Origin of the sequence: Marinobacter sp. (assembly GCF_965229985.1) — a bacterium.
Lineage (GTDB): Bacteria > Pseudomonadota > Gammaproteobacteria > Pseudomonadales > Oleiphilaceae > Marinobacter.
Genome location: NZ_OZ245935.1, coordinates 4,363,269 through 4,384,070, shown reverse-complemented (window position 1 = coordinate 4,384,070; position 20,802 = coordinate 4,363,269). Strand labels below are relative to the sequence as shown.

General features: G+C 58.6%; 28 protein-coding genes. 12 read left to right on the top strand and 16 right to left on the bottom strand.

The window, feature by feature from the left end; all coding sequences use genetic code 11:
• Positions 1-18: 18 nt before the first annotated feature.
• The 3 genes from ACO06L_RS20190 (at position 19) to ACO06L_RS20180 (ending at position 2,603) form a co-directional block, all read left to right on the top strand.
• On the top strand, positions 19-1,083 hold the full coding sequence (locus tag ACO06L_RS20190) for a carboxysome shell carbonic anhydrase domain-containg protein (RefSeq protein ID WP_064227214.1): 1,065 nt from the start codon (positions 19-21) through the stop codon (positions 1,081-1,083).
• A 107-nt stretch (positions 1,084-1,190) separates the two neighbouring features.
• Positions 1,191-1,592, top strand: a complete 402-nt coding sequence (locus ACO06L_RS20185; RefSeq protein ID WP_064227213.1) for a PA2779 family protein — start codon at positions 1,191-1,193, stop codon at positions 1,590-1,592.
• 9 nt (positions 1,593-1,601) lie between these two features.
• Positions 1,602-2,603, top strand: coding sequence for a PA2778 family cysteine peptidase (locus tag ACO06L_RS20180; protein ID WP_320407634.1), 1,002 nt, complete (start codon positions 1,602-1,604; stop codon positions 2,601-2,603).
• Here the strand turns inward: ACO06L_RS20180 and ACO06L_RS20175 are convergent.
• The 3 genes from ACO06L_RS20175 to ACO06L_RS20165 form a co-directional block, all read right to left on the bottom strand.
• Entirely contained in the window at positions 2,600-3,139 is a 540-nt protein-coding gene (locus ACO06L_RS20175) for a class I SAM-dependent methyltransferase (protein WP_227715909.1), read from the bottom strand. The two genes, ACO06L_RS20180 and ACO06L_RS20175, sit on opposite strands and share 4 nt — an antisense overlap.
• Positions 3,140-3,242: 103 nt before the next feature.
• On the bottom strand, positions 3,243-4,229 hold the full coding sequence (locus ACO06L_RS20170) for a CobW family GTP-binding protein (RefSeq protein ID WP_202347188.1): 987 nt from the start codon (positions 4,227-4,229) through the stop codon (positions 3,243-3,245).
• A 49-nt stretch (positions 4,230-4,278) separates the two neighbouring features.
• The gene (locus tag ACO06L_RS20165) at positions 4,279-4,674 is read right to left on the bottom strand and encodes a hypothetical protein (RefSeq protein WP_202347187.1); all 396 of its coding nucleotides are present in this window, start codon (positions 4,672-4,674) and stop codon (positions 4,279-4,281) included.
• A gap of 134 nt (positions 4,675-4,808) precedes the next feature.
• On the opposite strand from ACO06L_RS20165, the gene rluF reads away from it, so the two are divergent.
• The gene (gene rluF / locus ACO06L_RS20160; protein WP_202347186.1) at positions 4,809-5,747 is read left to right on the top strand and encodes a 23S rRNA pseudouridine(2604) synthase RluF; all 939 of its coding nucleotides are present in this window, start codon (positions 4,809-4,811) and stop codon (positions 5,745-5,747) included.
• Between the two features lie 26 nt (positions 5,748-5,773).
• On the opposite strand, the gene ACO06L_RS20155 is transcribed toward rluF, so the two are convergent.
• The 7 genes from ACO06L_RS20155 to ACO06L_RS20125 form a co-directional block, all read right to left on the bottom strand.
• Entirely contained in the window at positions 5,774-6,118 is a 345-nt protein-coding gene (locus tag ACO06L_RS20155; RefSeq protein ID WP_202347185.1) for a YdbL family protein, read from the bottom strand.
• A 29-nt stretch (positions 6,119-6,147) separates the two neighbouring features.
• Entirely contained in the window at positions 6,148-6,372 is a 225-nt protein-coding gene (locus ACO06L_RS20150; RefSeq protein WP_265103100.1) for a YnbE family lipoprotein, read from the bottom strand.
• The gene (locus ACO06L_RS20145; RefSeq protein ID WP_227715885.1) at positions 6,369-7,889 is read right to left on the bottom strand and encodes a YdbH domain-containing protein; all 1,521 of its coding nucleotides are present in this window, start codon (positions 7,887-7,889) and stop codon (positions 6,369-6,371) included. Before ACO06L_RS20145 ends, ACO06L_RS20150 begins: the two co-directional genes overlap by 4 nt.
• A gap of 23 nt (positions 7,890-7,912) precedes the next feature.
• Entirely contained in the window at positions 7,913-9,481 is a 1,569-nt protein-coding gene (locus tag ACO06L_RS20140; RefSeq protein ID WP_202347184.1) for a bifunctional GNAT family N-acetyltransferase/carbon-nitrogen hydrolase family protein, read from the bottom strand.
• Between the two features lie 72 nt (positions 9,482-9,553).
• Positions 9,554-10,096 (bottom strand): RNA 2',3'-cyclic phosphodiesterase, encoded by a 543-nt coding sequence (gene thpR, locus ACO06L_RS20135; protein ID WP_202347183.1) that lies wholly within the window; start codon positions 10,094-10,096, stop codon positions 9,554-9,556.
• 6 nt (positions 10,097-10,102) lie between these two features.
• On the bottom strand, positions 10,103-10,795 hold the full coding sequence (locus tag ACO06L_RS20130; protein WP_202347182.1) for an SDR family oxidoreductase: 693 nt from the start codon (positions 10,793-10,795) through the stop codon (positions 10,103-10,105).
• A gap of 66 nt (positions 10,796-10,861) precedes the next feature.
• On the bottom strand, positions 10,862-11,188 hold the full coding sequence (locus tag ACO06L_RS20125; protein ID WP_320407633.1) for a DUF2007 domain-containing protein: 327 nt from the start codon (positions 11,186-11,188) through the stop codon (positions 10,862-10,864).
• A gap of 106 nt (positions 11,189-11,294) precedes the next feature.
• Between ACO06L_RS20125 and ACO06L_RS20120 the strand changes: the two genes are divergently transcribed.
• Positions 11,295-12,365, top strand: coding sequence for an alpha/beta hydrolase (locus tag ACO06L_RS20120; RefSeq protein ID WP_202347180.1), 1,071 nt, complete (start codon positions 11,295-11,297; stop codon positions 12,363-12,365).
• On the opposite strand, the gene arfB is transcribed toward ACO06L_RS20120, so the two are convergent.
• Positions 12,362-12,775 carry an alternative ribosome rescue aminoacyl-tRNA hydrolase ArfB gene (gene arfB, locus ACO06L_RS20115; protein ID WP_064227201.1) on the bottom strand — a complete coding sequence of 138 codons (414 nt, stop codon included), beginning with the start codon at positions 12,773-12,775 and terminating at the stop codon, positions 12,362-12,364. The genes ACO06L_RS20120 and arfB overlap by 4 nt on opposite strands.
• A gap of 72 nt (positions 12,776-12,847) precedes the next feature.
• Here arfB and ACO06L_RS20110 point away from each other — a divergent pair, with 72 nt between their 5' ends.
• The 3 genes from ACO06L_RS20110 (at position 12,848) to ACO06L_RS20100 (ending at position 14,603) form a co-directional block, all read left to right on the top strand.
• Positions 12,848-13,516 carry an SOS response-associated peptidase gene (locus tag ACO06L_RS20110; RefSeq protein WP_202347179.1) on the top strand — a complete coding sequence of 223 codons (669 nt, stop codon included), beginning with the start codon at positions 12,848-12,850 and terminating at the stop codon, positions 13,514-13,516.
• An 86-nt stretch (positions 13,517-13,602) separates the two neighbouring features.
• The gene (locus ACO06L_RS20105; RefSeq protein WP_064227501.1) at positions 13,603-14,172 is read left to right on the top strand and encodes a DJ-1/PfpI family protein; all 570 of its coding nucleotides are present in this window, start codon (positions 13,603-13,605) and stop codon (positions 14,170-14,172) included.
• 50 nt (positions 14,173-14,222) lie between these two features.
• Positions 14,223-14,603: a ribbon-helix-helix domain-containing protein gene (locus tag ACO06L_RS20100; protein WP_064227500.1), complete on the top strand. Its 381-nt coding sequence runs from the start codon at positions 14,223-14,225 to the stop codon at positions 14,601-14,603.
• Positions 14,604-14,617: 14 nt separating this feature from the next.
• Here ACO06L_RS20100 and ACO06L_RS20095 read toward each other — a convergent pair whose 3' ends face one another.
• Positions 14,618-15,637, bottom strand: coding sequence for an Acg family FMN-binding oxidoreductase (locus tag ACO06L_RS20095; protein ID WP_202347178.1), 1,020 nt, complete (start codon positions 15,635-15,637; stop codon positions 14,618-14,620).
• A 204-nt stretch (positions 15,638-15,841) separates the two neighbouring features.
• Between ACO06L_RS20095 and ACO06L_RS20090 the strand changes: the two genes are divergently transcribed.
• Entirely contained in the window at positions 15,842-16,312 is a 471-nt protein-coding gene (locus tag ACO06L_RS20090) for a C40 family peptidase (protein WP_320407632.1), read from the top strand.
• A 20-nt stretch (positions 16,313-16,332) separates the two neighbouring features.
• Here the strand turns inward: ACO06L_RS20090 and ACO06L_RS20085 are convergent, their stop codons facing one another.
• Both ACO06L_RS20085 and ACO06L_RS20080 read right to left on the bottom strand, forming a co-directional pair.
• Entirely contained in the window at positions 16,333-16,806 is a 474-nt protein-coding gene (locus ACO06L_RS20085; protein ID WP_202347176.1) for a DUF4442 domain-containing protein, read from the bottom strand.
• A 115-nt stretch (positions 16,807-16,921) separates the two neighbouring features.
• Entirely contained in the window at positions 16,922-17,527 is a 606-nt protein-coding gene (locus ACO06L_RS20080; protein ID WP_064227196.1) for a LysE/ArgO family amino acid transporter, read from the bottom strand.
• An 88-nt stretch (positions 17,528-17,615) separates the two neighbouring features.
• On the opposite strand from ACO06L_RS20080, the gene ACO06L_RS20075 reads away from it, so the two are divergent.
• The 3 genes from ACO06L_RS20075 to ACO06L_RS20065 are packed head-to-tail and all read left to right on the top strand — an operon-like array spanning position 17,616 to position 19,329.
• Positions 17,616-18,497, top strand: coding sequence for a LysR family transcriptional regulator ArgP (locus tag ACO06L_RS20075; protein ID WP_202347175.1), 882 nt, complete (start codon positions 17,616-17,618; stop codon positions 18,495-18,497).
• Between the two features lie 34 nt (positions 18,498-18,531).
• Positions 18,532-18,873: a gamma-glutamylcyclotransferase family protein gene (locus tag ACO06L_RS20070; RefSeq protein WP_320407631.1), complete on the top strand. Its 342-nt coding sequence runs from the start codon at positions 18,532-18,534 to the stop codon at positions 18,871-18,873.
• A 36-nt stretch (positions 18,874-18,909) separates the two neighbouring features.
• Positions 18,910-19,329 carry a DUF2721 domain-containing protein gene (locus ACO06L_RS20065; RefSeq protein ID WP_202347174.1) on the top strand — a complete coding sequence of 140 codons (420 nt, stop codon included), beginning with the start codon at positions 18,910-18,912 and terminating at the stop codon, positions 19,327-19,329.
• On the opposite strand, the gene ACO06L_RS20060 is transcribed toward ACO06L_RS20065, so the two are convergent.
• Both ACO06L_RS20060 and ACO06L_RS20055 read right to left on the bottom strand, forming a co-directional pair.
• Positions 19,320-19,940 carry a CPBP family intramembrane glutamic endopeptidase gene (locus tag ACO06L_RS20060; RefSeq protein ID WP_202347173.1) on the bottom strand — a complete coding sequence of 207 codons (621 nt, stop codon included), beginning with the start codon at positions 19,938-19,940 and terminating at the stop codon, positions 19,320-19,322. The genes ACO06L_RS20065 and ACO06L_RS20060 overlap by 10 nt on opposite strands.
• Positions 19,941-20,786: a crotonase/enoyl-CoA hydratase family protein gene (locus ACO06L_RS20055; RefSeq protein WP_227512655.1), complete on the bottom strand. Its 846-nt coding sequence runs from the start codon at positions 20,784-20,786 to the stop codon at positions 19,941-19,943.
• Between the last annotated feature and the right edge of the window lie 16 nt (positions 20,787-20,802).

Genomic DNA, 20,802 nt, shown 5'->3' with positions numbered 1-20,802 from the left:
ACATAACAGGACAAAGCCATGACAACACCCGTCCATGCCCGCCCTATTTCGGAGCGAATCGACTGGCTGATGGAGCTCAGCCGGGCCCACTCAGCCAGCTTCTGCAGCCCGGAAAACCATCTGGCACGGCAGCGCTATTTGGCAGAGCACAATACTCAAATCATTGCCATGAAGTGCATGGACGGCCGCATTCACCTGCCCTACGTAACCCAGACACCCCTTGGCGTCATTCATCCGTTCCGGAACCTTGGCGGGATCTTTGAACTGGGCTGGCCCTACCTTGGCGACATGCTGGCCGATACGGTCCAGCAGGCGGTAAACCAGGGCCGGCGGGTACTGATCATCATCACCTACCACTACTCAAAAGGCTCCCGGGAGAGGGGCTGTGCCGGCTTCGACTGTGACCGTGAAGCGGCCATGAATCATGCCTTCCAGATCAGGAGTCAAGTTGAGAAACTTTTTGGCACCGGCCACCGAACGGTCTATCCGCTGGTGTGTGGCTTCGAGAGTGATGAGGATGCATTGGTTCTCCACGGAAGCCCAGAGCAAACACTGGACCTGTCCACCGTCCCAGTATCCAGGCTGGGGGACATGACCGCCGAAATCGCAGCCCTTTGTCCGGATATGCCGGAGCCGGTGCAACGCGACCTGCTGCCCCTGGTTGAGGGCAACATCCGGCACATCAATGAGATTCGACAGTTTGATAGGGAACTGAACATAGAGCACCGGGAGTGGGTAATCTGCCTCGGCAGGGGCTTTGATTTCCTGCACGCGCCGAACGTCGCACTGATCATTGGCCCTTACAGCCCGGATCTGTCACACCCCATCCGCCAGGCCGCGGGGATTATCAAGAAGAATATGGACAGCGGCCGGATTCCGGACGACGGTTTCCTGCTGCTGTGCTCTGCGCCCTACCAGGAACCGGGCACCCAGAAGGCCAGGGCGGAATTGAAATCTGCGTTTCTGGCAAACTTCGGCGCCACCGTTATCCGGGAGGCCTTTCCTGAACTAGCGACCAGAATGGTCACACGCTCGGCTATACTTCACTGGCCCGAGCGAAAGCTTGAAGTGCGTGGTTCCTGAACATTTTGTATGTTGAGGGAACGCAACAGGTTGTTCTATCGTCGGGGTAATGCAACGTGACTGAACACATCAGCTACACCGGAAGTAGCCAACAACAGGAGTGAACCATGTCAGGCATTCGCAAGCACCTGAGGTACGTTTCTTTTTTCATGGCCATGATGATGGCACTTGGTTCCGTATGGTCAGCCAGCGCAACCGCCGGCATGGTTGGAACCGGCGAGATGATCGGGCAACAACAGGTTCAGCTGGATCGACAGGAGCTGATCGGCATGCTCGACAGGCAGGATGTCCAGGCCAAGCTGGCAGACCTGGGAGTCAGCCAGGATCAGGTCAAGGAGCGCATCCAGAACCTCACGCCCGCGGAACTGGCCGATTTTGAACGTCAGCTCGCCGAAGCCCCTGCAGGGCAGGATGTGGTCGGCATCATCGTGTTGTTCCTGCTGGTATTCATTATCACCGATATGCTTTGTGCCACGAACATCTTCCCGTTCGTGAACTGCATCCGCTAGCGGCGGGCAGTGACAGTCCTGTTTTCCACCCCAATAGCCATGCCCGGCAGGCTGACCGTGTTGTTACTGGTCAGCCTGCTGGCTGGCTGCGCAAGCACCCCTGAATGGCCCGTTCGGGAAACTGACCAACCCTCCACTCCCGATCGGGTCATTCTGGACGACGTGCCTTTTTATCCCCAGGAACGATACCAATGCGGACCGGCCTCTCTGGCCATGATGCTAAACAGCCAGGGGTTTCAGACCGACCCTGAAATCCTGAAAGAGCTCGTTTACATTCCCAGCCGTGAGGGATCGCTGCAGGTCGAAATGGTGGCCGCCGCCCGGGCCCACGGCATGCTGGTTTACCCTCTGGAGAAAGAACTTGAAAGCGTGCTTGGCGAGGTTGCCTCGGGCAACCCGGTGCTGGTGATGCAGAACCTGAGGTTTGGCTGGTGGCCCCAGTGGCACTTTGCGGTTGTCATCGGCTATGACTCCGGGGAACGAGACCTGATACTCCATACCGATACCCGCAAGCGTGAGGCCATTGACCTGGAGGTGTTCCGCAATACCTGGGGTCGGGCAGACAACTGGGCCGTTACCATTCTCCCCCCGGACCAGGTCCCTGCCACCGCAAAACCACTCCGTTTTCTCAAGTCGGCTCATGACCTTGAGACAACCGGCCGAACCACCGCCGCTGGCATTGCCTATGAGACGGCCGAGACCACCTGGCCAGACCAACCGGCCGCCACCATGGCCAGAGGCAACCTTGCCTGGCAGCTGGGCCGCCACAGCGAAGCAAAGGAGCATTTCCTGCGCACGGTAAAACGTTTTCCGGAATTTGCCGAGGGCTGGAACAACCTTGCTTTCGCATTGCAGGCAAGCGGCTGTGCCAGCGCAGCAAAGCAGGCTGCAAGCTGTGCGGCCTCTCTGGCACCGGATCGTTTCGGTCAGTCGGAATTGCTGGATCATGACGGCGCCACCTCCGCAGAACACTGCCCTGCACTACCAGAGTGCTCGCGGAAAGAGCCCTAGGCTGGCTTCCGGAATAGAGCCACATCCTTTCTCGGTATCTCCAGTTGCCAGCCGAACCGGTTGGCAAGCAGCTTGAAGGTGGATTCCCGGTAGAAGACCACATGGGTCGGGTCACGGCGATAATGCCAGTTGTCGAACCGGTCATCGTCGGTCTGGAAGCAGGTCATCACGCCCAGCCAGCCCCCGGGCCTGAGCATTCGATCAAGGTCCCTGAAAACCCCGGCGGGCGCGTAAAGATGCTCCACCACTTCGGTACAGGTTATGAAATCGTAGGTTTGATTGAGGGCCACTGCTGAGGGATAAAAGTAGGGATCGTAGAGACTGACTGCCATGCCTTCCGTCTCAAGCATCTGCGCCAGTGCCGGGCCGGGGCCGCATCCAAAATCCAGTCCGCTGGCGCCCGATGGCAGACGCTCAAGAAGAGGTTCCGTCAGTTTCGAGAGAAATTTCCGGTACCCCGGATCAGACGGGTCGTTGTCGTGAAGTTGATAGATTTCCTGCTCTTGCTCAGGCGACAACCGGCAGGACGCATCCATCACCGTGGCCTCGCAAACATCACATCGAAGGTAGCGCTGGGCCTTCACTACCCGGAACTCCGAGAGACTGCCCTGCTCGCACACCGGACAAAGACTCACTCTTTCACCTCGGATCAAGTCCCGCGGCCGCCCTCATGCGGGCATCGAGTTCCCGGGCGTCAATCTGATCGGTCGCTATGATCTCCGCCCGGCTATAAGCTTGCGGCTCACCCTGAATAACGGTCAGGGCGCCATCAACCACATTGAGCGCCCGCCAGCCGTCCACGGTGTTAACGACCGCCTTGAAGCGAACAAAAGCCGAATCCATGGCCATCACCAGCAACGCGTTCTCGTCCAGGATCAGTTCCGGATGGATCCGCCAGCCGACACTGAAGTGCCCCTGTCCCTGATTGGTGATCTGCTGCCAGGGCTCGTCATCTATGGCGGGTGCCGAGGATGCGGTCTTTTGATGGTGGTGATGGTGAGCATGCGGATCGGTCACCGGCAGCGCATCTGACTGGCCGTCCAGCCATCCCGGTGCAAGCTGTCCGAACCGCGTGTGGTGGATCGCGCGCTTGGCGGGCTCCAGCTGTGCCGACCACTCATCAAAATGATTCAATTGCTCTGGCGTGCAAAGATCGGTCTTGTTGGCAACGAGAATATCCGCCGCCGCCACCTGATCCCGGAACTGGACATTGCCGAGCACCTTCGGCTCTTCGAGCCTCCGGGGGTCCACCAGGCAGATCACCGGGCCCATGGTGAGCACATCGCGGTAGTGCTCGCTGGTCAGGGTTTCCAGAATCTGCGAGGGGTGACCGAGCCCGGTCGGTTCAATCAGCAGCCGATCCGGCTTTGCCTTGTGAATCAGCTGGTTCAGCCCTATCTGCATCGGCAGGCCGGCAACGCAGCACATGCAGCCGCCGGGTATTTCCTTGATGAAGGCGCCTTCCGTCTGCAGCATGGCGCCATCAATGCCCACCTCGCCGAACTCGTTGACCAGAACCGCCCAGACCTCGTTTTCCGGTTTGCTTTTCAGAAGATCCAGAATGGCGGTAGTTTTACCAACACCCAGAAAACCAAGAATAAGGCTGGTAGGAATAGGTTGCGTCATGGCGCCGAAGGCACTCCTTTGAGAATCCAGAATGTTATACTATAACAATTTACCCGCCAGGACGATCCTGCTTCAGGAACATCCCGACGGCCTTATCCGACAGCAGGGCATGAGCAAGTGCCGGGTAGGGCAGATAGTGAACAAACAGGGTGGCGAGGGTGACGGCATCCATACCGGCATCCAGGAACATCCAGGCACCGAAAGCGACGAACAGGGCACCCAGAAAACCGCCATAGATCCACAACGCCCGTGAACGCTCCTCCGGCATCGGCAAACGCTCAAGGGTCCGTGCGATTGAGAAGCTCATGTAGACGGCAATCAGGGCCGCAATGACCAATGAGGCCAGCAACCCGGTAAATCCGATCAGATACCGGAACAGGTAGTTGGTCAGGAAGAACAGGGCAATGCACGTAACGGCAACAATGGTGATGCGTGTCTTTTCCATGGCGGCTCAGGGTTTGTTGGTTTTAAGGATAGGCGCAAAGAATGGCAGAGACGCCCGGAAAGAACCACCCCTGCTGCGACCGGGGTTCCAGACTGATATGATGCCCGTCATTCTCACTGGCAACCGGACACCCGATGACCACTGGCAATTCCACCCGGCTCAACAAATACATCAGCGAAAGCGGCATGTGCTCCCGCCGGGAGGCCGATCGCTATATCGAGCAAGGCAACGTCTACATCAACGGCAAACGAGCAACCGTGGGCGACCAGGTGCTTCCGGGTGACACGGTCAAGGTGAACGGCCAGGTGATCGAGCCACGGGCTGAAGAAGATCTCGTGTTCATTGCACTGAACAAGCCGGTAGGGATTGTCAGCACCACGGACAGCGCGGAGAAACACAATATCCAGCGCTTTGTCGGCCACAGTGAACGTATCTTCCCGATCGGACGCCTGGACAAGGACTCCCAGGGCCTCATTTTCATGACCAGCAACGGCGATCTGGTCAACAAGATCCTGCGGGCGGGCAACAACCACGAAAAGGAATACCTGGTTACGGTCGACAAACCGGTAACCGGGGAATTTATCGAGGGGATGGCCAACGGCGTTCCGATCCTTGGTACGGTGACGAAAAAGTGCAAGGTGTCCCGGGAGTCCCGGTTCGTCTTCCGGATCACCCTGGTTCAGGGCCTCAATCGCCAGATTCGCCGGATGTGCGAGTATTTTGGCTACGAGGTTACCAAACTGGAACGGATCCGGATCATGAACGTGAGCCTGAAAGGGCTTGCGGTAGGCCAGTGGCGGGACCTGAGCGAGAAAGAGCTGGCCGGGCTGTTCGATGCCATCCGGGATTCGTCTTCCGAAGCACCGCCCAGCTCTGGCAAGCCAGCAAAAAAGAAGCCGGGAGCGAAGGCCAAATCACAGCCCAATCGCAAGTCTGGCTCCCCATCCGCACCAGGCAAACCAGGCGGTACTCGGCGGCCCGGCCCGAAAGGCAGGCCCGCGCCTGGCAAAAAGCCTGCCTCGGGCAAACGGCCCAAAGGCGGCAAGCCAAGACAGAAGAGCGTTAAACGGTAACCGGGGCTTAGGCCCTATGCCTCGGCCTACTTTTTCACCCACTTGCCGTCGATTTGTACCCACTGGCCTGCTGGTGTTTTCTCGATGGCTTTCTTGCCCGCAACGGTCTCGACCTGGGTGACCGGAATGTTGTGTTTCTCGGCGATACGCTTGTACTCATCCCGACGTGCGCTGTTAATAGCTTCCACCACTTCCTTCGCCTGCCCTTCGGCACGCACCACGTCCAGATAGCCTGTCGGTGTTTCCCCGACCAATCCCTGCTGCTTGACCGAGTCCAGTTTCTGTTTGGCCTCGTCCAGCCCCATGGCAAGCACAGAGGCACTGATACCAAACGCCAGAACCAGCGCAAACATCTGCATAAATCGTTTCATCTTCAACCCCTTAAACTTTCCGGACCCAGTCAGAACAGACCCTGCTCGCTGAACAGGTCGTCCACTTCCTTATCCACTTTCACGTAGATTTCGTGCTGGATTTTCACGTTCAGGTTGACCGTAATCGGCTCCTTCGGTGCCGCCATCTGCACTGTCGGTGTGCAGGCAGCCATTGCCAGCGGCAGCATCAGTATCATCAGTATTCTTGCCAAAGGCGGCCTTTCAGGCCACCGAGGCCGCAACGGTTTTCTCATGGTGCTGTCTCCTCACCGGATTCCTGCAGCAACTCCCGGACACGTTTGGTAACGGCTTCATTAACCCTGCCACTCAACTGCAGACTGGTAAGCAGCGCGGGAATGTCTTCCTCAAGATTGACATTGAGCACGACCGGCTGCCCACCCCTGAGCTCCGGGTTCTTGCCCTCAAGTCGGAGGCCAAGGGTTAACTTACCCTGTTCATCGTAGTCTATCGTGCTGTTAAGCACTGAATAGTGAAAGTTTTGCAACGCCTGAACCACAACGTCCATGGCCTGGTTGCCACCGAGCATCGCCTGGAGCTTCTCCGCCGGTAGCTGTAAGCGTCCCCCCGGATCGATCGCCGAGACACTTCCCTGGCTTACCTGAACGCCATCGCTGCTGATACCCAGAGGGATTCGCCCGCGAAGAAGCCCGCTCCCTGAGAGCCCCTCCGCCGGGTACACCGCCATCAGCCGGCCAAGGGAGATGCCCTCAACGTCCACAGGGATGCGGCCAGAGCCACCTTCCAGCCCGTAAACGGCTGGTGGAATCCTGAGTGCACCTTCCAGGAACCGGGCTCTGGCCTGCTGAACCTCCAGGGTGCCCGCCAGCAGTTCAGTCACCGGCGCATTGTAATCCCCGGAGAAACGAACCGAGCTGACCGGAATACCGGGATTGATCTCGCCAACGGTCATATCCCTGAAACTGGCCGTCATCTGTGAATTTTCCAGCGATCCCCGCACCCGACCGCTGAGCCCGGACACCGCAGTGCGATTGAAAACACCACCAACATCCTGCAGTTGAGCAATGCCACTGGCTTCAAGCTCACCGTCCTTGCCGGTAGAGAACTCCACCAACAAACGGGCATTGCCGGAATCGACTGTCAGAAGATCCGGCCAGCCGGCCAGGGTTTCTGCCAGGGCCCGAACGCCCTGTTTACCGTCGATAACAGACTCGATGGCAACCGAAACACCACCATCGGGATCAAGCTGGATGTCGAGATCGGCCGTGAGGCCGGACGCAGAAACCAGCGTTCCCTGGACCCTGAGATCAGCCAGACGGCCAGCTGCCCTGCCCTCGAAATTCCAGGCCTGCGGCACCAGGATCGGATGCTCCACACGATTGGCAGCAACGGCGATATCGCCATCAATCGCCATGCGTTCTGCCCAGGAGCCCGACGCGCCGTAGTCGAAGGTAACGGTGGAATTGCTGAGGTCAGTCCGCAGCGTGTTGAGCTTCAAGGGCTGCTTCGCGCCGGTGTACGCCAGATAATCCGTCACAATCAGGGAGGAAGGGGCAAATTCGATGGTCGCGGAGTCACTATTGGCGGTCACAGAGGGCCGGATATCAGCCTGGCTTCCGGTGACTTCCCAACCACCGGACCGGATATCCGGCAATGCCATGCCCATCGAGCCCTGTTCAATGGCGAAAGACCAGCCTGCGACCGCCAGAGGCCAGGCCACCAGTGCCAGGGCACCGGCCCAGAGAAACCCGCGGCCAATGCGTTCGGGCTGTGCAGACCCTTTACCGGGCAAAACGACACTCCTGTCGACTCAGTTCACTCACCACGCCAGGTCACGCTGTACAAATCGTGCCGGCGGTCCTGCAGGTTTTTTACGGTACCACTGTTGCGAGCCGTGATCAGCACTTCCGGACGGAGATCCGCAAAGGCAACGGTCTCCACGTTGGGTTCCGTGTCGGCGGCAATGCCATCCCGGGCAAAGGGAAAGTCGCACGGCGTCAGAATGCAGCTCTGGCCATACTGGATTTCCATGTTCGGCACATTCGGCAGGTTGCCAACGTTGCCGGACATCACCACGTAAACCTGATTCTCCACAGCTCTGGCCTGGCAACAATAGCGAACTCGCAGGTAGCTTTGCCGCTCATCGGTGCAGAAAGGCACAAAGATGATATGCACACCCTGGTCCACCAGGTGGCGGGTCAATTCCGGGAACTCCGCGTCATAACAGATCAGCACACCGATGGTGCCGCAGTCGGTCTCGATGGCGCTTACCCGGTTGCCGCCCTGAACGTTCCACCAGAACGCCTCGTTGGGCGTTGGATGGATCTTGGGCTGACTGAATACCTGGCCATCCCTCAGAAACACATACGCCATGTTCCGGATGGTGCCGTCTTCCTCACGGACGGGCGTTGAGCCGGCCACAATATTGATGTTGTGGCGCAGCGCCAGATCCCGCATCAGTTCGCGATAGCGCTCCGCGTAATGGGTGACTGCGGCGAAGGTCTCGGCGGGGCTGCCCTTGCGGGCTTCAATGGAAAGCAACTGCAGGGTGAACAGCTCCGGAAACACCACAAAATCGCCTTTGTAGGTGGATACAACATCCACGAAATAGCGGACGATCTCGCTGAATTCGTCAAAAGAACCTACCGGGCGTTGCTGGTACTGAACCGTGCCGATTCGCACGGTATCGCGCATGCGCTGACCATAGCGTTTCCTGCGCCCGTTTTTCTCGGATTGGGGTACTTTCGGATTTCGCCAGATCAGATGAATGCCGTAGCCCATGGAATCGTGGTCGGCGTCCAGGTAATGCGGAATGATGCCGTGCACCTCGAAACCCTGATGCAGCTGGAAGGACAGCACCGGGTCCTTCTGTTCCTTGCTCCGGATGGCTTCGACGTATTCTTCAACGCTGGTGAATTTCTTCAGCCGCTGGCGCAGGCTCGGCAAGCGCCCGGCGAATACCACGCCCTGCAGATCCAGAGCCTGGCATAACTGCTTGCGCTCGTTGTAAAGCCGCTCCCCGATGCGATAGCCGCGGCATTCCGGATCAACACACACCTCCATCCCGTAAAGCCAGTCACCCTCCGGATCATGGCGCGATGCGTAGCCGTTACCGGTAATAGAGGTCCAGTCGTGGGCGGACAAAGCGATCTCTTCAGCAATCCGGAAGGTGGCACAGTAACCCACCACCGTTTCACCCAGCATGGCGACAAACTGGCCATCGGGAAAAGTATTGATCTGCCCGGTCAATGGCCCCTTGGTATAGCCATACATGCCAGTGCCTTCGTAAACGCGGCGGCTGAGCTGGATAATGCCGGGGATATCCGCGAGCGTGGCATTGCGGACGTACAGACGCTGATCAGGATCGGAAAACGGGGGACACATAGACACCTCAGGAAAGGCGTTGATTTGGTTCCATCTTTGGTGGGCTGACGGTGTTTCGTCAAGACAAATCCGCTAATCGGCGCCTTGCAGGGGGAAGCGCTCAATCACGGAATACACGGAACCGGCGGGGCCAGGTTTGCTTTCGAAAAGGACAAATTCAGTAACCTGGAACTGGCCGAACCCAGAGTTTCCATATTCAACCAACAAAGGTTCAACCGAGCCCGCCTGGCGTTTGAAACGAGCCAGGGTGATATGCGGGCGAAAGACCCGACTTTCGGCACCAAATCCGAATTTCTCCATCCGCGCCCTGAGACTCTTGTTAAGAGCAGCGACTGGCGCCTCCGGCTGAACACCAGCCCACAGATTCTTAGGTCTCTGGGGCTGACCGAAACAACCTACGCCGGCAACGTCGAGCAGGAAGGGCTGTGATGTGATGCTGCGGGCTGAACCGGCCAGGGCTTCAAGATCTTCCTTGCTCACCGCCCCCAGAAACAGGAGGGTGATGTGCAATTGCTCCGCGCCCTGCCATTTTGCGCCCGGCACCACGGACCGGAGCTTCAGCAACCGGTCCTTGATCTCAGGCGGAAGCTCCAGTCCGAAGAAAAGCCGGGGCATACCGGCTTACTCAACCTTGGGTGTGGGCCGGACAAGAATTTCATTTACATCCACATGTGCCGGCTGCGCCACGGCATACATGACCGCATTGGCAATGTCTTCCGGCTTCAGTGCATGGCCAGGACGTTCATCGAAGAAGGGCGTGTCCACCATGCCCGGCTCGATCAGGGTAACGCGGATACCAGAGCCACGAACCTCCTCACGAACACCATAGCCAATGGCGGTTACCGCCCACTTGGTCGCACTGTACATGGAACCGGGGATGGTGGCGCGGCCTGCCGCAGAGCCAGTCAGTAGCAAGTGGCCCTTGCTCTCTCTGAGCGCTGGCATGCAGTGTTGAAGGGTAAGGCCGACACCGTAGATATTGGTAAGAATCATATCCTTCCAGACCTCGGGGTCGGCGCCGCTGAAGCCGCCCGGTTCACCACCGCGACCGGCATTGGCAAACACCGCATCAATGCGACCGAAGGTCTTCAGTGCCTGATCGACCATGTTCTTCTGGTCATCGCCACTCTGGACATCGCACTGGACCGTCAATACCTTTTCTTCGCCACCCAGCTCCTGTTGCAGGCCTTTTAGCTTGTCTTCGGAACGCGCGGCCAGAACCAGCCGATAGCCCTGTTTCGCCGCCGCTCGCGCTGTCTCTGCGCCAATACCCGATGACGCGCCGGTGATCAGCATTACAGGTTGATCTGCCATAGAATTTTTCTCCTGTTACTTGGAAATTGTGACCAGGGCTACGCCCGCTGACACCAGATCGATCAGTCAGTAGATCTGCAGGAGGATGAGAGCGATGATGGCCAGGGCCAGCAGAAACCAGCGGGCGTAGTGGTCAGGGCGGTCCTCCTCATCACTGGCAGCGCGGCTGGCACTGCCGCCTGACGTCTCTTCATACTCTGACACCAGTTGCCGCGCCCGGTAGAGATCCTCGTCATCAACATGAACGTTGGTGAAACCCGCAGCACCGATCTCACCCAAGGCACCCTGGAGATAATGGCCACCGACATGGGCTTCAATACCGTTGGCTTCCAACAGACCAGCCACAATATGGGCCTCGGTAATGTCTCGCGCCCGATAGGCAATTTGCAACACGCGACTCCTTCTGTGACCGTTCCGGGCAAAACCGGGACAAATCTGCGAGTATCATCTGAAGGATAGTTCGACCTGCCCGGTGGGGCCAATAACATACGGAAGACCCATGCTCTGGATTATTCTTGCCATCATCGTGTTTATTGTTGCCGCAACACTGATTCTGTTCCGGCTTGAGGATCTGTCCCATCTGGACCGGAATGACTACCCGGTACAGGACGCAACACCCAGCGAAGCCAACCGGGAAGTGCTGGGGCGCATCCGCGAACTGGGGCAATCCTCGAAAGGCCTCCGCGGCAAGGCGCGGCTGATGGCACTGCGCAAACACATGGACAGGCTCAGTGAAGGCGTTGAGCTGGCCTCTGAGCTGCGCCATTGCGACTCGCCACGCGGTGAATGGGTTCTCGCCCCGGGCTGCGATACCCGCCGCCGCATCCTGTACATTCACGGCGGCGCCTGGGCGGCTGGCAGCCCCAGAAGCCATCGGGCCATTACCGACCGGTTATCGCAGATAACCCGTGCCGCAGTGTTTGCGGTGGATTACCGGCTGATGCCGGAGAACCGGTTCATGGACGGTGTCCGGGATTGTCGCGAGGCTTATAAATGGCTACTGAAACAAGGGCCCGACGGTGCCGAGCCGGTAGATTTCATGGTGGTCGCCGGGGATTCTGCCGGGGGCAGTCACACTCTGGCTTTGATTGCCTGGATTCGGGATAACGGTCTGCGCCAGGCGGATGCGGCGATTGCCTTCTCGCCATCAACCGATCTGACTCTGACTGCCCCGAGCAATCGTAACAACATTGGTACCGATCCCCTGCTGGGGCCGGCTTTTGGCGGGTTATCAAAAATCCCCCTGCCAGTCATCTGGTGGGCAACACTGGCAGCGTTTCGGGTTTCTCCTACCAGCCCTGTTGCCTCACCACTTCGAGGCGACCTGAAACACCTGCCGCCGACTTTGATTCACGCCAGTGATACCGAGATGTTGCTGGACAACGCCCGGCGTTACGCAGCACGGGCCGAAGCCGCAGGCTCTCCGGTGACCCTGCACACGTGGCACGGCATGGTGCACGTATGGCAGATATTCGTGCCCTTGCTTCCGGAGGCGGAAGAGGCCTTCGACGACATCAAGGCGTTCCTGGAGCAACTGGGGTCTCAAGGCGACGCACAGGCTTCGGCTTAAACCTGAACCTTTCCGCGCAACGCCTTGGTTTTGCCCTTTTTGGTTTTCTTGTCCACCCGCTTACGCTGGGAGGAGCGGGTCGGCTTGGTGGGCCGGCGTGCCTTGCGGGGCTTTACAGCCTCCTGGATCAGCTCTTTCAACCGCTCCAGGGCGTCTTCCTTGTTCAGTTCCAGGGTGCGAAAGGATTGCGCCTTGATGATCAGCACGCCCTCCTTGCTGATGCGCTGGTCATTGAGCGACATCAGCCGTTCCTTGTAAAAAGGCGGCAACGAGGAGTTCGGGATATCGAAGCGCAAGTGCACGGCCGAGGCGACTTTATTCACGTTCTGGCCACCGGCACCCTGGGCGCGGATCTGGGTGAGTTCGATTTCCCAGTCGGCAAGTTCAACAGCGTTGGATAGTTTCAGCATCTGCTAAGGTTAACAGAATACAGAACCGCGGGCTTTCGGCACCGGGATTCGATCAAGGAACAACCAACGACCATGTGCGGACGATTCACCTTTTATACGCCGCCGGACACCCTGATCCTCGAGTTTTTTCCTGAGGGTATGGAGGTGGATGGGCACTTTGACCCCAGCTACAACATCCCTCCCGGCACAGGCATTCCCATGATCCGGAAAACCATGACCGGCCCCCTGATCATGGCCCACTCCCACTGGGGGTTCCGCCCGGCCTGGGCCGATGAAAAAGCCCCTGCCCCGATCAATGCCAGGGCGGAAACAGCGGCGACATCAAAATACTTCCGGGACGCCTTTGCCCACCACCGCTGCCTCATACCTGCCAACGGCTGGTATGAATGGCAGCAGACGGAACACGGCAAGGAACCCCACTACATAACACCAGTGGACTCCGGGAAGTATCCGGCGATTTTCTTCGCCGGCCTCTGGACTCCCAGGGAGGGTGACGAAACCACGGCTTGCGCCATCATCACCGAACCGGCCAGCGAACACCTGAAGCATATCCATGAACGTCAGCCCGTGGTGCTTGATCCGGCCTGCCTGAGGGACTGGCTGAATCCGGAAATTTCAGACCGGTCGCAGGTGCGGTCGGTCACCCATCGCCTGGATCCTGAACAGCTGAAAGCCGTTCCCGTTTCGCCGGAGGTGAATAATCCCAGGCATAACTCGCCGGACCTGATCCGGGAGACCTGAGGCCTGTAGTAGTCCTTTAATACCCGCCTCACCACCGACGCTGATACTGTTTCTGGACTTGGCACGACAAACACAAGGAGACAGCCATGAGCGGGAAGAAGATTCTGATGATTACCGGTGACTTCACCGAAGACTACGAAACCATGGTGCCGTTCCAGGCACTGCAGGCCGTTGGCCACACGGTTCACGCCGTATGCCCCGACAAAAAAGCCGGCGACACTGTTGCCACGGCCATTCATGATTTCGAGGGTGACCAGACCTACACCGAAAAGCCAGGGCACCGATTCGCCCTGAATGCGGATTTTGATGGACTGGACCCGGCTAACTACGACGCGCTGGTAGTCCCGGGCGGTCGAGCACCTGAATACCTGCGCCTCAACAAGGACGTGCAGAACCTGGTTCGCCACTTTTTTGAGACCAACAAGCCCGTGGCGGCGATCTGCCATGGTGCCCAGCTGTTGGCCGCAGCCGGAGTTCTGGAGGGGCGCAAATGCTCTGCCTACCCGGCCTGCCAACCGGAAGTGGAACTGGCCGGCGGTACGTTCGCCGCTATCGAGGTTGATCAGGCGGTCACCGATGCTAATCTGGTAACAGCGCCTGCGTGGCCTGCTCATCCGGCCTGGCTGGCACAATTCTTCAAATTGCTGGATCAGTAATGGAGCAGGGGCCAGCCCACCGGCCCCTTATCCCTTCCCGGGAGGCCCACATGTGCAAGCTCTTCATCAACGCCGACCCGGAGCTTTGGGTTAGCCGGACTCATTCCCTGCGCATTGATGGGATGGTGACCAGTGTGCGCATGGAAAACGCCTTCTGGCAGGTACTGGCCGAGCTGGCCGAACGGGATGGCATGAACCTGCCGCAAATGATCACCCGGCTTTATCACGAGTCCATTGATGCCGGCCACGACCTCGGTAACTTCACGTCCTTCCTTCGGGTCTGTGCGCTCCGCTATCTTGAGCTGCAACTGAGCGGCGATGTTCCCAGGGATACCCGGGTGCCGATTGCCTCTCTTGATGCTGACCGCATTCTCGCTGGCACACCCGGTGAGCCAGCGACACCGGAAGTGGTCACCAAAGCCAGACACTGACGAGGAAGAACCGATTACCGCCGGCTTGCCTGTTTCGCCTTGATATCCCGTGCGTCCGAGTTTTCTACAACTTCCTGCAGATTACGTCTGGGAGCCGCCGGCAAATCCGTGGCCGGGAACCCCAACCTGAGCAGGATCTGGGGAAAGCCAGAGTGGCCGAGCAGGTGTTGAAGCTTCGGCCGCAGCACCGCAACCTGAATGGGCTGGTTCAGATAGGACGCCTGCAACCCCTGCCCGAGAGACCGAAGCAAGACCCGCTCCAGCGCCTGCCCTGCCTTCAGCCAGTCTTCTACGCCATCTCCGGCGGTTCCCAGTGCAGCAATCACCGGCGATTCATCGGCCAGTTGCCGGTCTTTGGCACCCACGCCATTCCCCATGTCAAACGTGCGCACCACCAACTGGGCCACGGGCGCAACCATCCCGGGAACCGTCAAACCGTCGCCCTTGCGGCGGGGATGCATCCAGGCGGCCAGTTCCCGTCGCCAGCTCGGGTTGGACCACTGGGCAGCGTCGCCCTCTGCCACCAGCTCGGCCACCTGATGGCGGGCATGCTCTGAGTCCAGAACCTGGAACCAGGCCCCTTCGGTCTCTGCCGACTCTTCAAGAATGCTCAGCACGTTCGAAGGCACCTGCTTTGGCTCAAACCGCTTGCGATACGTCCGCCGCCTCGTAATCGCCTGGAACAGCCCGGATTGCCGGCCCTCCGACCCGGAAGCTGGCGTAAACGTGACCGTGGCAAGCAGATCCTCATCGCCGGGATCCGGCAGAAGTGCGCAGTGGGCATTAAATCCGGCATGGGCGGCCGCAACCCGAAGATTGAACAGGGCGCACCCGCAGCTAATGGTCAGTTCCCTATCGTCGGGGTCGTTTACCGGCAAGGCCCGCAGCCGGTCAGCAAACAGAGAGACACCGGTCTCGCTGATCTCAAAGCGCCAGGGCTGTGTATTGTGACTGGAAGGGGCCAGTACAGCGCTTTCAAGGATAGTTGCCAGAGTATCTGGCGGAATGGCATTCGTGCGTTTTCCTTCGCTCATTTCGGCTCTCCCGAGAGGTCTCGTGACAGACTATTCCTGCATGAGAAGAAAAGATAGCCGGCGACCAACCCAGACTTCATTGAGCCGTATCAACAAAATCTCACGATCCGTAACCTGACATCCTTCAGGCCGACTATTACAGTAAAGACTGTTGATAAATGCACAGGATCCAGAATGCGTTATTGCTTGCGGAACATCTTATTTGTGGCACTCGCAGCGGTTGCGCTGGGCGGCTGCGCCAGCAGTGGTCATTTGCAGCCGGATTCCTCCCCGGGGCTACAGTCAGTGCCCGCTGAGGCTTCATCGTCAGACAGGGCACAGAAACTCTGGCAGGTGTTCGAGCGGTATCGGGGCACGCCCTATGAGTACGGCGGCACCTCCTCCAATGGCTTTGATTGTTCCGGGTTCATTCTTACCGCCTACCAGGAAGGGCTGGGCAAAGAGCTGCCCCGAACCACAACCCAGATGCTCGCCAGTGGCGACGTGGTTCACCCCGGCGAGATTCGGCCGGGCGATGTGGTGTTCTTCCGGATTGGCGGTAAGGAGCAACACGCCGGGATCTACATGGGCGGGGACCGGTTTATCCACGCATCAACATCTGCCGGCGTAATCCAGTCGTCAATCAGTGGCTATTACTGGAAAGGCCGCCTGACCGAGGCGCGGCGCTTTGACTGAGAGTGGCTGGCCAATCTGATTCAGCCTCTCTTCCGGCGAACGTAAAGAATTTTGTGCACCCTGGCCACGAGTTCACCGGATTCATCAACAATCTCCACGTCCCACTCCGGCAGCATCTTGTCTCCGTCTGCCGTTGCCGCCCGGATCTCGTCAACACGCTCATCGGTCAGCTCAAACCGGGCCATCACTTTGCCCTTGCCCGGGCGGATAAAATCGATACTCGCGGATTTATCCCACACGATGTAGTCGTTGCCCAGTCGTCGCATCAGCAACAGCATGTACATGGGATCGACCATGCTGTAGAGCGAACCGCCAAAGTGCGTACCCACGTAATTGGTGTTGTACCAGTGCTGGCCCATCTCCACCCGGGCCGAGCTGAAATCCTCAGCAATATGGGTCACCCGGATTCCAGCACCGATATAGGGAGCAAACGTAGACAGCACACGGCGCATGGCTCCGGCGCTGGCAAGCCAGCGACGTACAGTGGCATTCATCAAATATCCTCGGTGGTAAAAATGACTGCAAATTCAATAGCACGCTATCTTCCAGCTGGGAGCGTGCCAATGCAAGAAATTCATACGACCGTTTGAATATGAAAGACCACCAATTTCAAAGACCACTGAAAGTCAGGTGCAGGGCGATGGCTGCCATCATAACGCCGATGACACCATCGATAATCCGCCAGGCCAGCGGCCGGGCGAGAATCGGGGCCAGCGCCGAGCCACCCCAGGCCAGCAGACCAAACCAGAGAATCGAGGCACTGCTCGCACCGGCCACGAAGGTGGTCGCGTCCTCTTGCTGGGCTCCGATAGCGGGGATCAGGAGCAGCGTATCGAGATAAACCTGGGGATTCAGCAGGGTTACTGCCAGGGTTGTGAACACCACGGCCTTGAGGCTTCGTTTGGTTACCTCACCCGCTTCAAGGGCCGCCCTACCACGGCTCGCGCGGACAAAGGACTGGACCGCAAGCCAGCCCAGGAAGGCCACCCCGAGCCAGCGGAGAATCTGCAACGCCTCAGGCATGGCCATCAGGGCAGCACTGATGCCGAACATGCCCAGGGTAAACAGCGTGACATCCGCCACCATGCACAATCCGGCTGACCACCAATGATGTTCCCGGCGGATTGCCTGGCTCAGCAAATAGGCGTTCTGCGCACCGATCGCCACGATAATGCCGCCACACACAATCAATCCGGTCAGGTAACTCTCAAGCACGTTGGTTTCTCCTCATTGATTGGCGCAAGGTTACCGCTTTACATCTATACTTGAAATTCATACTCATAATGCTGCATCAGTTTTACTTATGATTGATTACAAACTGCTGGAAGCACTGGCGACGGTTATTGAGTGCGGCGGGTTCGAACGGGCTGGCCTGGCACTCGGGCTAAGCCAGTCGGCCATTTCCCAGCGCATTCGCACGCTGGAAATCCGGCTCGGGCAGCCGGTTCTGGTTCGTAGCCCGGTGCTCAAAGCCACGCCGGCCGGGCAACGCCTGCTTAACCACGTTCAGCAGGTGCAGTTGCTGGAAAGAGACCTGACAAAATCCATTCCGGCGATCTCGGAACCCACGGCAAGACTGCGCATCGCGCTGAATGCCGACAGCCTGGCCACCTGGTGGGCAGGAGCCGTGGGCAGTTTCTGCGCGGACGAGACCCTGCTGCTGGATCTTGTGGTGGAGGACCAGGACATTGGCCTCCGCCGGATGCGCGAAGGGGATGTGGCTGCCTGCCTGTGCAGCAGCCCCCAGCCAGTTGCCGGTGCCCGATGCGTACCCATTGGCACCATGACCTACATGCCGCTGGCAACTCCGGACTATGTTCAACGCTATTTCGCAAACGGCCTCAGCGAGGCCAGCCTGCAGAGTGCACCGGCCATCGTTTTCGGGCCCAATGACCAGCTGCAACACCGGTTCCTGGCCCAGTGCGGCTATCACGGCACCTTCCCCCACCACCTTTGCCCTTCCTCGGAAGGTTTTGTAAAACTGGCGCTGGCGGGTATGGGCTACGGTATGATTCCGGAAATGCAGGCCCGACCGGAAATTGCCGCCGGGCGACTGGTGAGCATCGCGCCTGAACAAACTCTGGAAGTGCAGCTATACTGGCATTTCTGGCGTCACGGCGGCGGCGTGATGGACCGGCTGACCAACGCTCTGCGGTCTGCAGCCATACTTCATTCGGGCTCGTGAGAGAAGGAGAAAAGCGATCAGACTGAAGCATCTTGTGGCCGTCTACGGCACCTTGAAACGAGGCCGGAACAACAGTCATATTCTGCGAGGCGCCCGGTTTGTCGGAACCGACCGGATGCCTGAATTGAGTCTGTACCACCTGGGTCCTTACCCCGGCGCCATCAAGGAACCCTCCCCGGGCGTTCGCGTGGAAGTCTATGCAGTAACGGATCCGATGCTGAGGGTGCTGGACGAACTGGAAGATTATGCTCCTGAACGCCCGCAAAGCAGCCTGTATATCCGCCAGACCATGGGCACCCGCCACGGGCCTGCCTGGGTGTATATATACAACCGGCCGGTCAAAACGATCCAGCGGCTGAACTCCGGGAGCTGGTAAGCCAGCTCACACACCACCACGGCAAAGGACACTAGATTGGATCTGACAACACCCGCCCTGCTCTTCCCGGCCATTTCACTTCTGTTGCTGGCTTATACCAACCGGTTTCTGGTGCTCGCGCAACTGATACGCCAACTCAAGCAGATGGACACGGAAGAGGATCATGCACTGATCGCCCGCCAGATCAGCATGCTGCGCAAACGGATTGTGCTGACCAAACGAATGCAGGCCTACGGGGTGCTCAGTTTCTTCCTGTGCACGGTTTCCATGTTCCTGCTTTTCCTCGGCGCAGATCTGCCGGGTGTGGTGGCGTTTGGCGCCAGCCTGGTACTGCTTTCGTTCTCGCTGCTGTACTCATTGTATGAAATCCAGATCTCAACCAATGCCATCAACGTTGAGCTGTCCAACTTTGAGGCCCGCAAGAGTGCCGGCCGGGAAGATGTCGACTATTCATGAGACCGGTTTCCACCGGGATCGACAATTCTGACACCAAACCAGCGTGGAAACCGGAGCAGGCAATACAAGGCAATCATGTCGTAGAGGGCATGCCAGATCATGACCAACGTCAGACTCTCCGATAGCACATAGGCTGCACCCAGTATCAAACCAAGTCCGGTTGCCACCAGAAAATAAGTAAACGATACGTAGTGCACCAGCCCGAACAGCACCGATGCTGCCAACACGGCCGTCACCGGGTCCGTATGGGCCATCAGCCAGCCCTGGATTGCGCCGCGGAACAGCAGCTCCTCGCCAATACCCGCCAACAGGGACAGCAGGACCAACACGGCCGGGGAGTAGCCGGTGGCAAAGTCATACAGGCCCTGCATCTGGCGCTCGAGGTTTTCAGGGAACAAGCCAGGCAAGCGTGTCAGCAGGAGCAGCATGCCATAGGTGGCCGCTGCGCCGACGGCGCCGTAAAGCAGGCTCGGCCAGAGACCCGGACCGACGAGCAGCACCGGAATCCCGAATATCAGAATAGCCAGTAACCCGATTACGCCAATGCCGCCCTGGAATAACAGCGCGGCATTGGAGGAAATACCGGATGTTCGCCGTTTCCGCAGCGCCATTTACTGATCGAACAACGGCTTCACCGGAAACAGTGCGTCATACTGAGGCGCCTGCTTCTGGGCTTTGGCCTGGAAAGTTTTCATCATGTCTGTCGGGCGGAACATGCCCGCCTGCCAGGTGGCCATGTACTTCAGGCTGTCTTCCACGCTGTGGTCGCGACTGTAATTGAGCATTTCCTTGCAGCCAGTGACGGCCAACGGGGAATTCGCGGCAATCTGACCAGCGATATCCATAACCGCTGCCAGCATGGCTTCCTGGTCAGCATAGACGGCGTTTACGAAGCCAAGATTCTGCGCCTCAGTGGCGGAAAACTTGCGCCCGGTATAAGCCAGTTCGCGAACCACACCTTCGGGCATCAGTTTCGGCAGGCGCTGAAGCGTGCCAACGTCAGCGGTCATGCCCAGCTCGGTTTCCTTGATGGTGAAGTAGGCATCCTCGGTGCAATAACGGCTGTCAGCCGCACAGACCAGATCAAGAGCGCCGCCAATGCAGCCACCGTGGATGGCCGCCAGCACAGGGAGTCGAATTTTTTCCAGGGAGGTCAGCGTATCCTGCAGCTGCAGAACAACCCTGCGCAGGTTTTCCGCCATGCGCCCGGGGTCCCCATTCATGGGCACCGCCTTGGGATCGCTGAACACGCCAAGATCCATTCCGGCCGAAAAGTGCTTGCCGGTAGAGGAAATCACGATCACACGGGCGTCGGTGTTGGCTTCTATATCCTGCATGCAACGGGGCAACTCAAGCCAGAACGCCTTGTTCATCGTGTTCAGGGCCTCAGGACGGCTGAACTGGACGTGGGCGATATGGTCTTTGACCTCAATCGAAAAACTCTCGTAACTGGACAATTCAGACAAGACAGCA

What these genes read in the sequence shown, in the direction of transcription:
- ACO06L_RS20105 (WP_064227501.1), top strand. Translation starts at nt 13,603, where the DNA reads ATGAGCGGGAAGAAGATTCTGATGATTACCGGTGACTTCACCGAAGAC.
- ACO06L_RS20075 (WP_202347175.1), top strand. Translation starts at nt 17,616, where the DNA reads ATGATTGATTACAAACTGCTGGAAGCACTGGCGACGGTTATTGAGTGC.
- ACO06L_RS20185 (WP_064227213.1), top strand. Translation starts at nt 1,191, where the DNA reads ATGTCAGGCATTCGCAAGCACCTGAGGTACGTTTCTTTTTTCATGGCC.
- ACO06L_RS20100 (WP_064227500.1), top strand. Translation starts at nt 14,223, where the DNA reads ATGTGCAAGCTCTTCATCAACGCCGACCCGGAGCTTTGGGTTAGCCGG.
- ACO06L_RS20095 (WP_202347178.1), bottom strand. Translation starts at nt 15,637, where the DNA reads ATGAGCGAAGGAAAACGCACGAATGCCATTCCGCCAGATACTCTGGCA.
- ACO06L_RS20060 (WP_202347173.1), bottom strand. Translation starts at nt 19,940, where the DNA reads ATGGCGCTGCGGAAACGGCGAACATCCGGTATTTCCTCCAATGCCGCG.
- ACO06L_RS20085 (WP_202347176.1), bottom strand. Translation starts at nt 16,806, where the DNA reads ATGAATGCCACTGTACGTCGCTGGCTTGCCAGCGCCGGAGCCATGCGC.
- ACO06L_RS20175 (WP_227715909.1), bottom strand. Translation starts at nt 3,139, where the DNA reads ATGGATGCGTCCTGCCGGTTGTCGCCTGAGCAAGAGCAGGAAATCTAT.
- ACO06L_RS20190 (WP_064227214.1), top strand. Translation starts at nt 19, where the DNA reads ATGACAACACCCGTCCATGCCCGCCCTATTTCGGAGCGAATCGACTGG.
- ACO06L_RS20110 (WP_202347179.1), top strand. Translation starts at nt 12,848, where the DNA reads ATGTGCGGACGATTCACCTTTTATACGCCGCCGGACACCCTGATCCTC.
- ACO06L_RS20140 (WP_202347184.1), bottom strand. Translation starts at nt 9,481, where the DNA reads ATGTGTCCCCCGTTTTCCGATCCTGATCAGCGTCTGTACGTCCGCAAT.
- arfB (WP_064227201.1), bottom strand. Translation starts at nt 12,775, where the DNA reads ATGCTGAAACTATCCAACGCTGTTGAACTTGCCGACTGGGAAATCGAA.
- thpR (WP_202347183.1), bottom strand. Translation starts at nt 10,096, where the DNA reads ATGCCCCGGCTTTTCTTCGGACTGGAGCTTCCGCCTGAGATCAAGGAC.
- ACO06L_RS20120 (WP_202347180.1), top strand. Translation starts at nt 11,295, where the DNA reads ATGCTCTGGATTATTCTTGCCATCATCGTGTTTATTGTTGCCGCAACA.
- ACO06L_RS20130 (WP_202347182.1), bottom strand. Translation starts at nt 10,795, where the DNA reads ATGGCAGATCAACCTGTAATGCTGATCACCGGCGCGTCATCGGGTATT.
- ACO06L_RS20150 (WP_265103100.1), bottom strand. Translation starts at nt 6,372, where the DNA reads ATGAGAAAACCGTTGCGGCCTCGGTGGCCTGAAAGGCCGCCTTTGGCA.
- ACO06L_RS20165 (WP_202347187.1), bottom strand. Translation starts at nt 4,674, where the DNA reads ATGGAAAAGACACGCATCACCATTGTTGCCGTTACGTGCATTGCCCTG.
- ACO06L_RS20155 (WP_202347185.1), bottom strand. Translation starts at nt 6,118, where the DNA reads ATGAAACGATTTATGCAGATGTTTGCGCTGGTTCTGGCGTTTGGTATC.
- ACO06L_RS20170 (WP_202347188.1), bottom strand. Translation starts at nt 4,229, where the DNA reads ATGACGCAACCTATTCCTACCAGCCTTATTCTTGGTTTTCTGGGTGTT.
- rluF (WP_202347186.1), top strand. Translation starts at nt 4,809, where the DNA reads ATGACCACTGGCAATTCCACCCGGCTCAACAAATACATCAGCGAAAGC.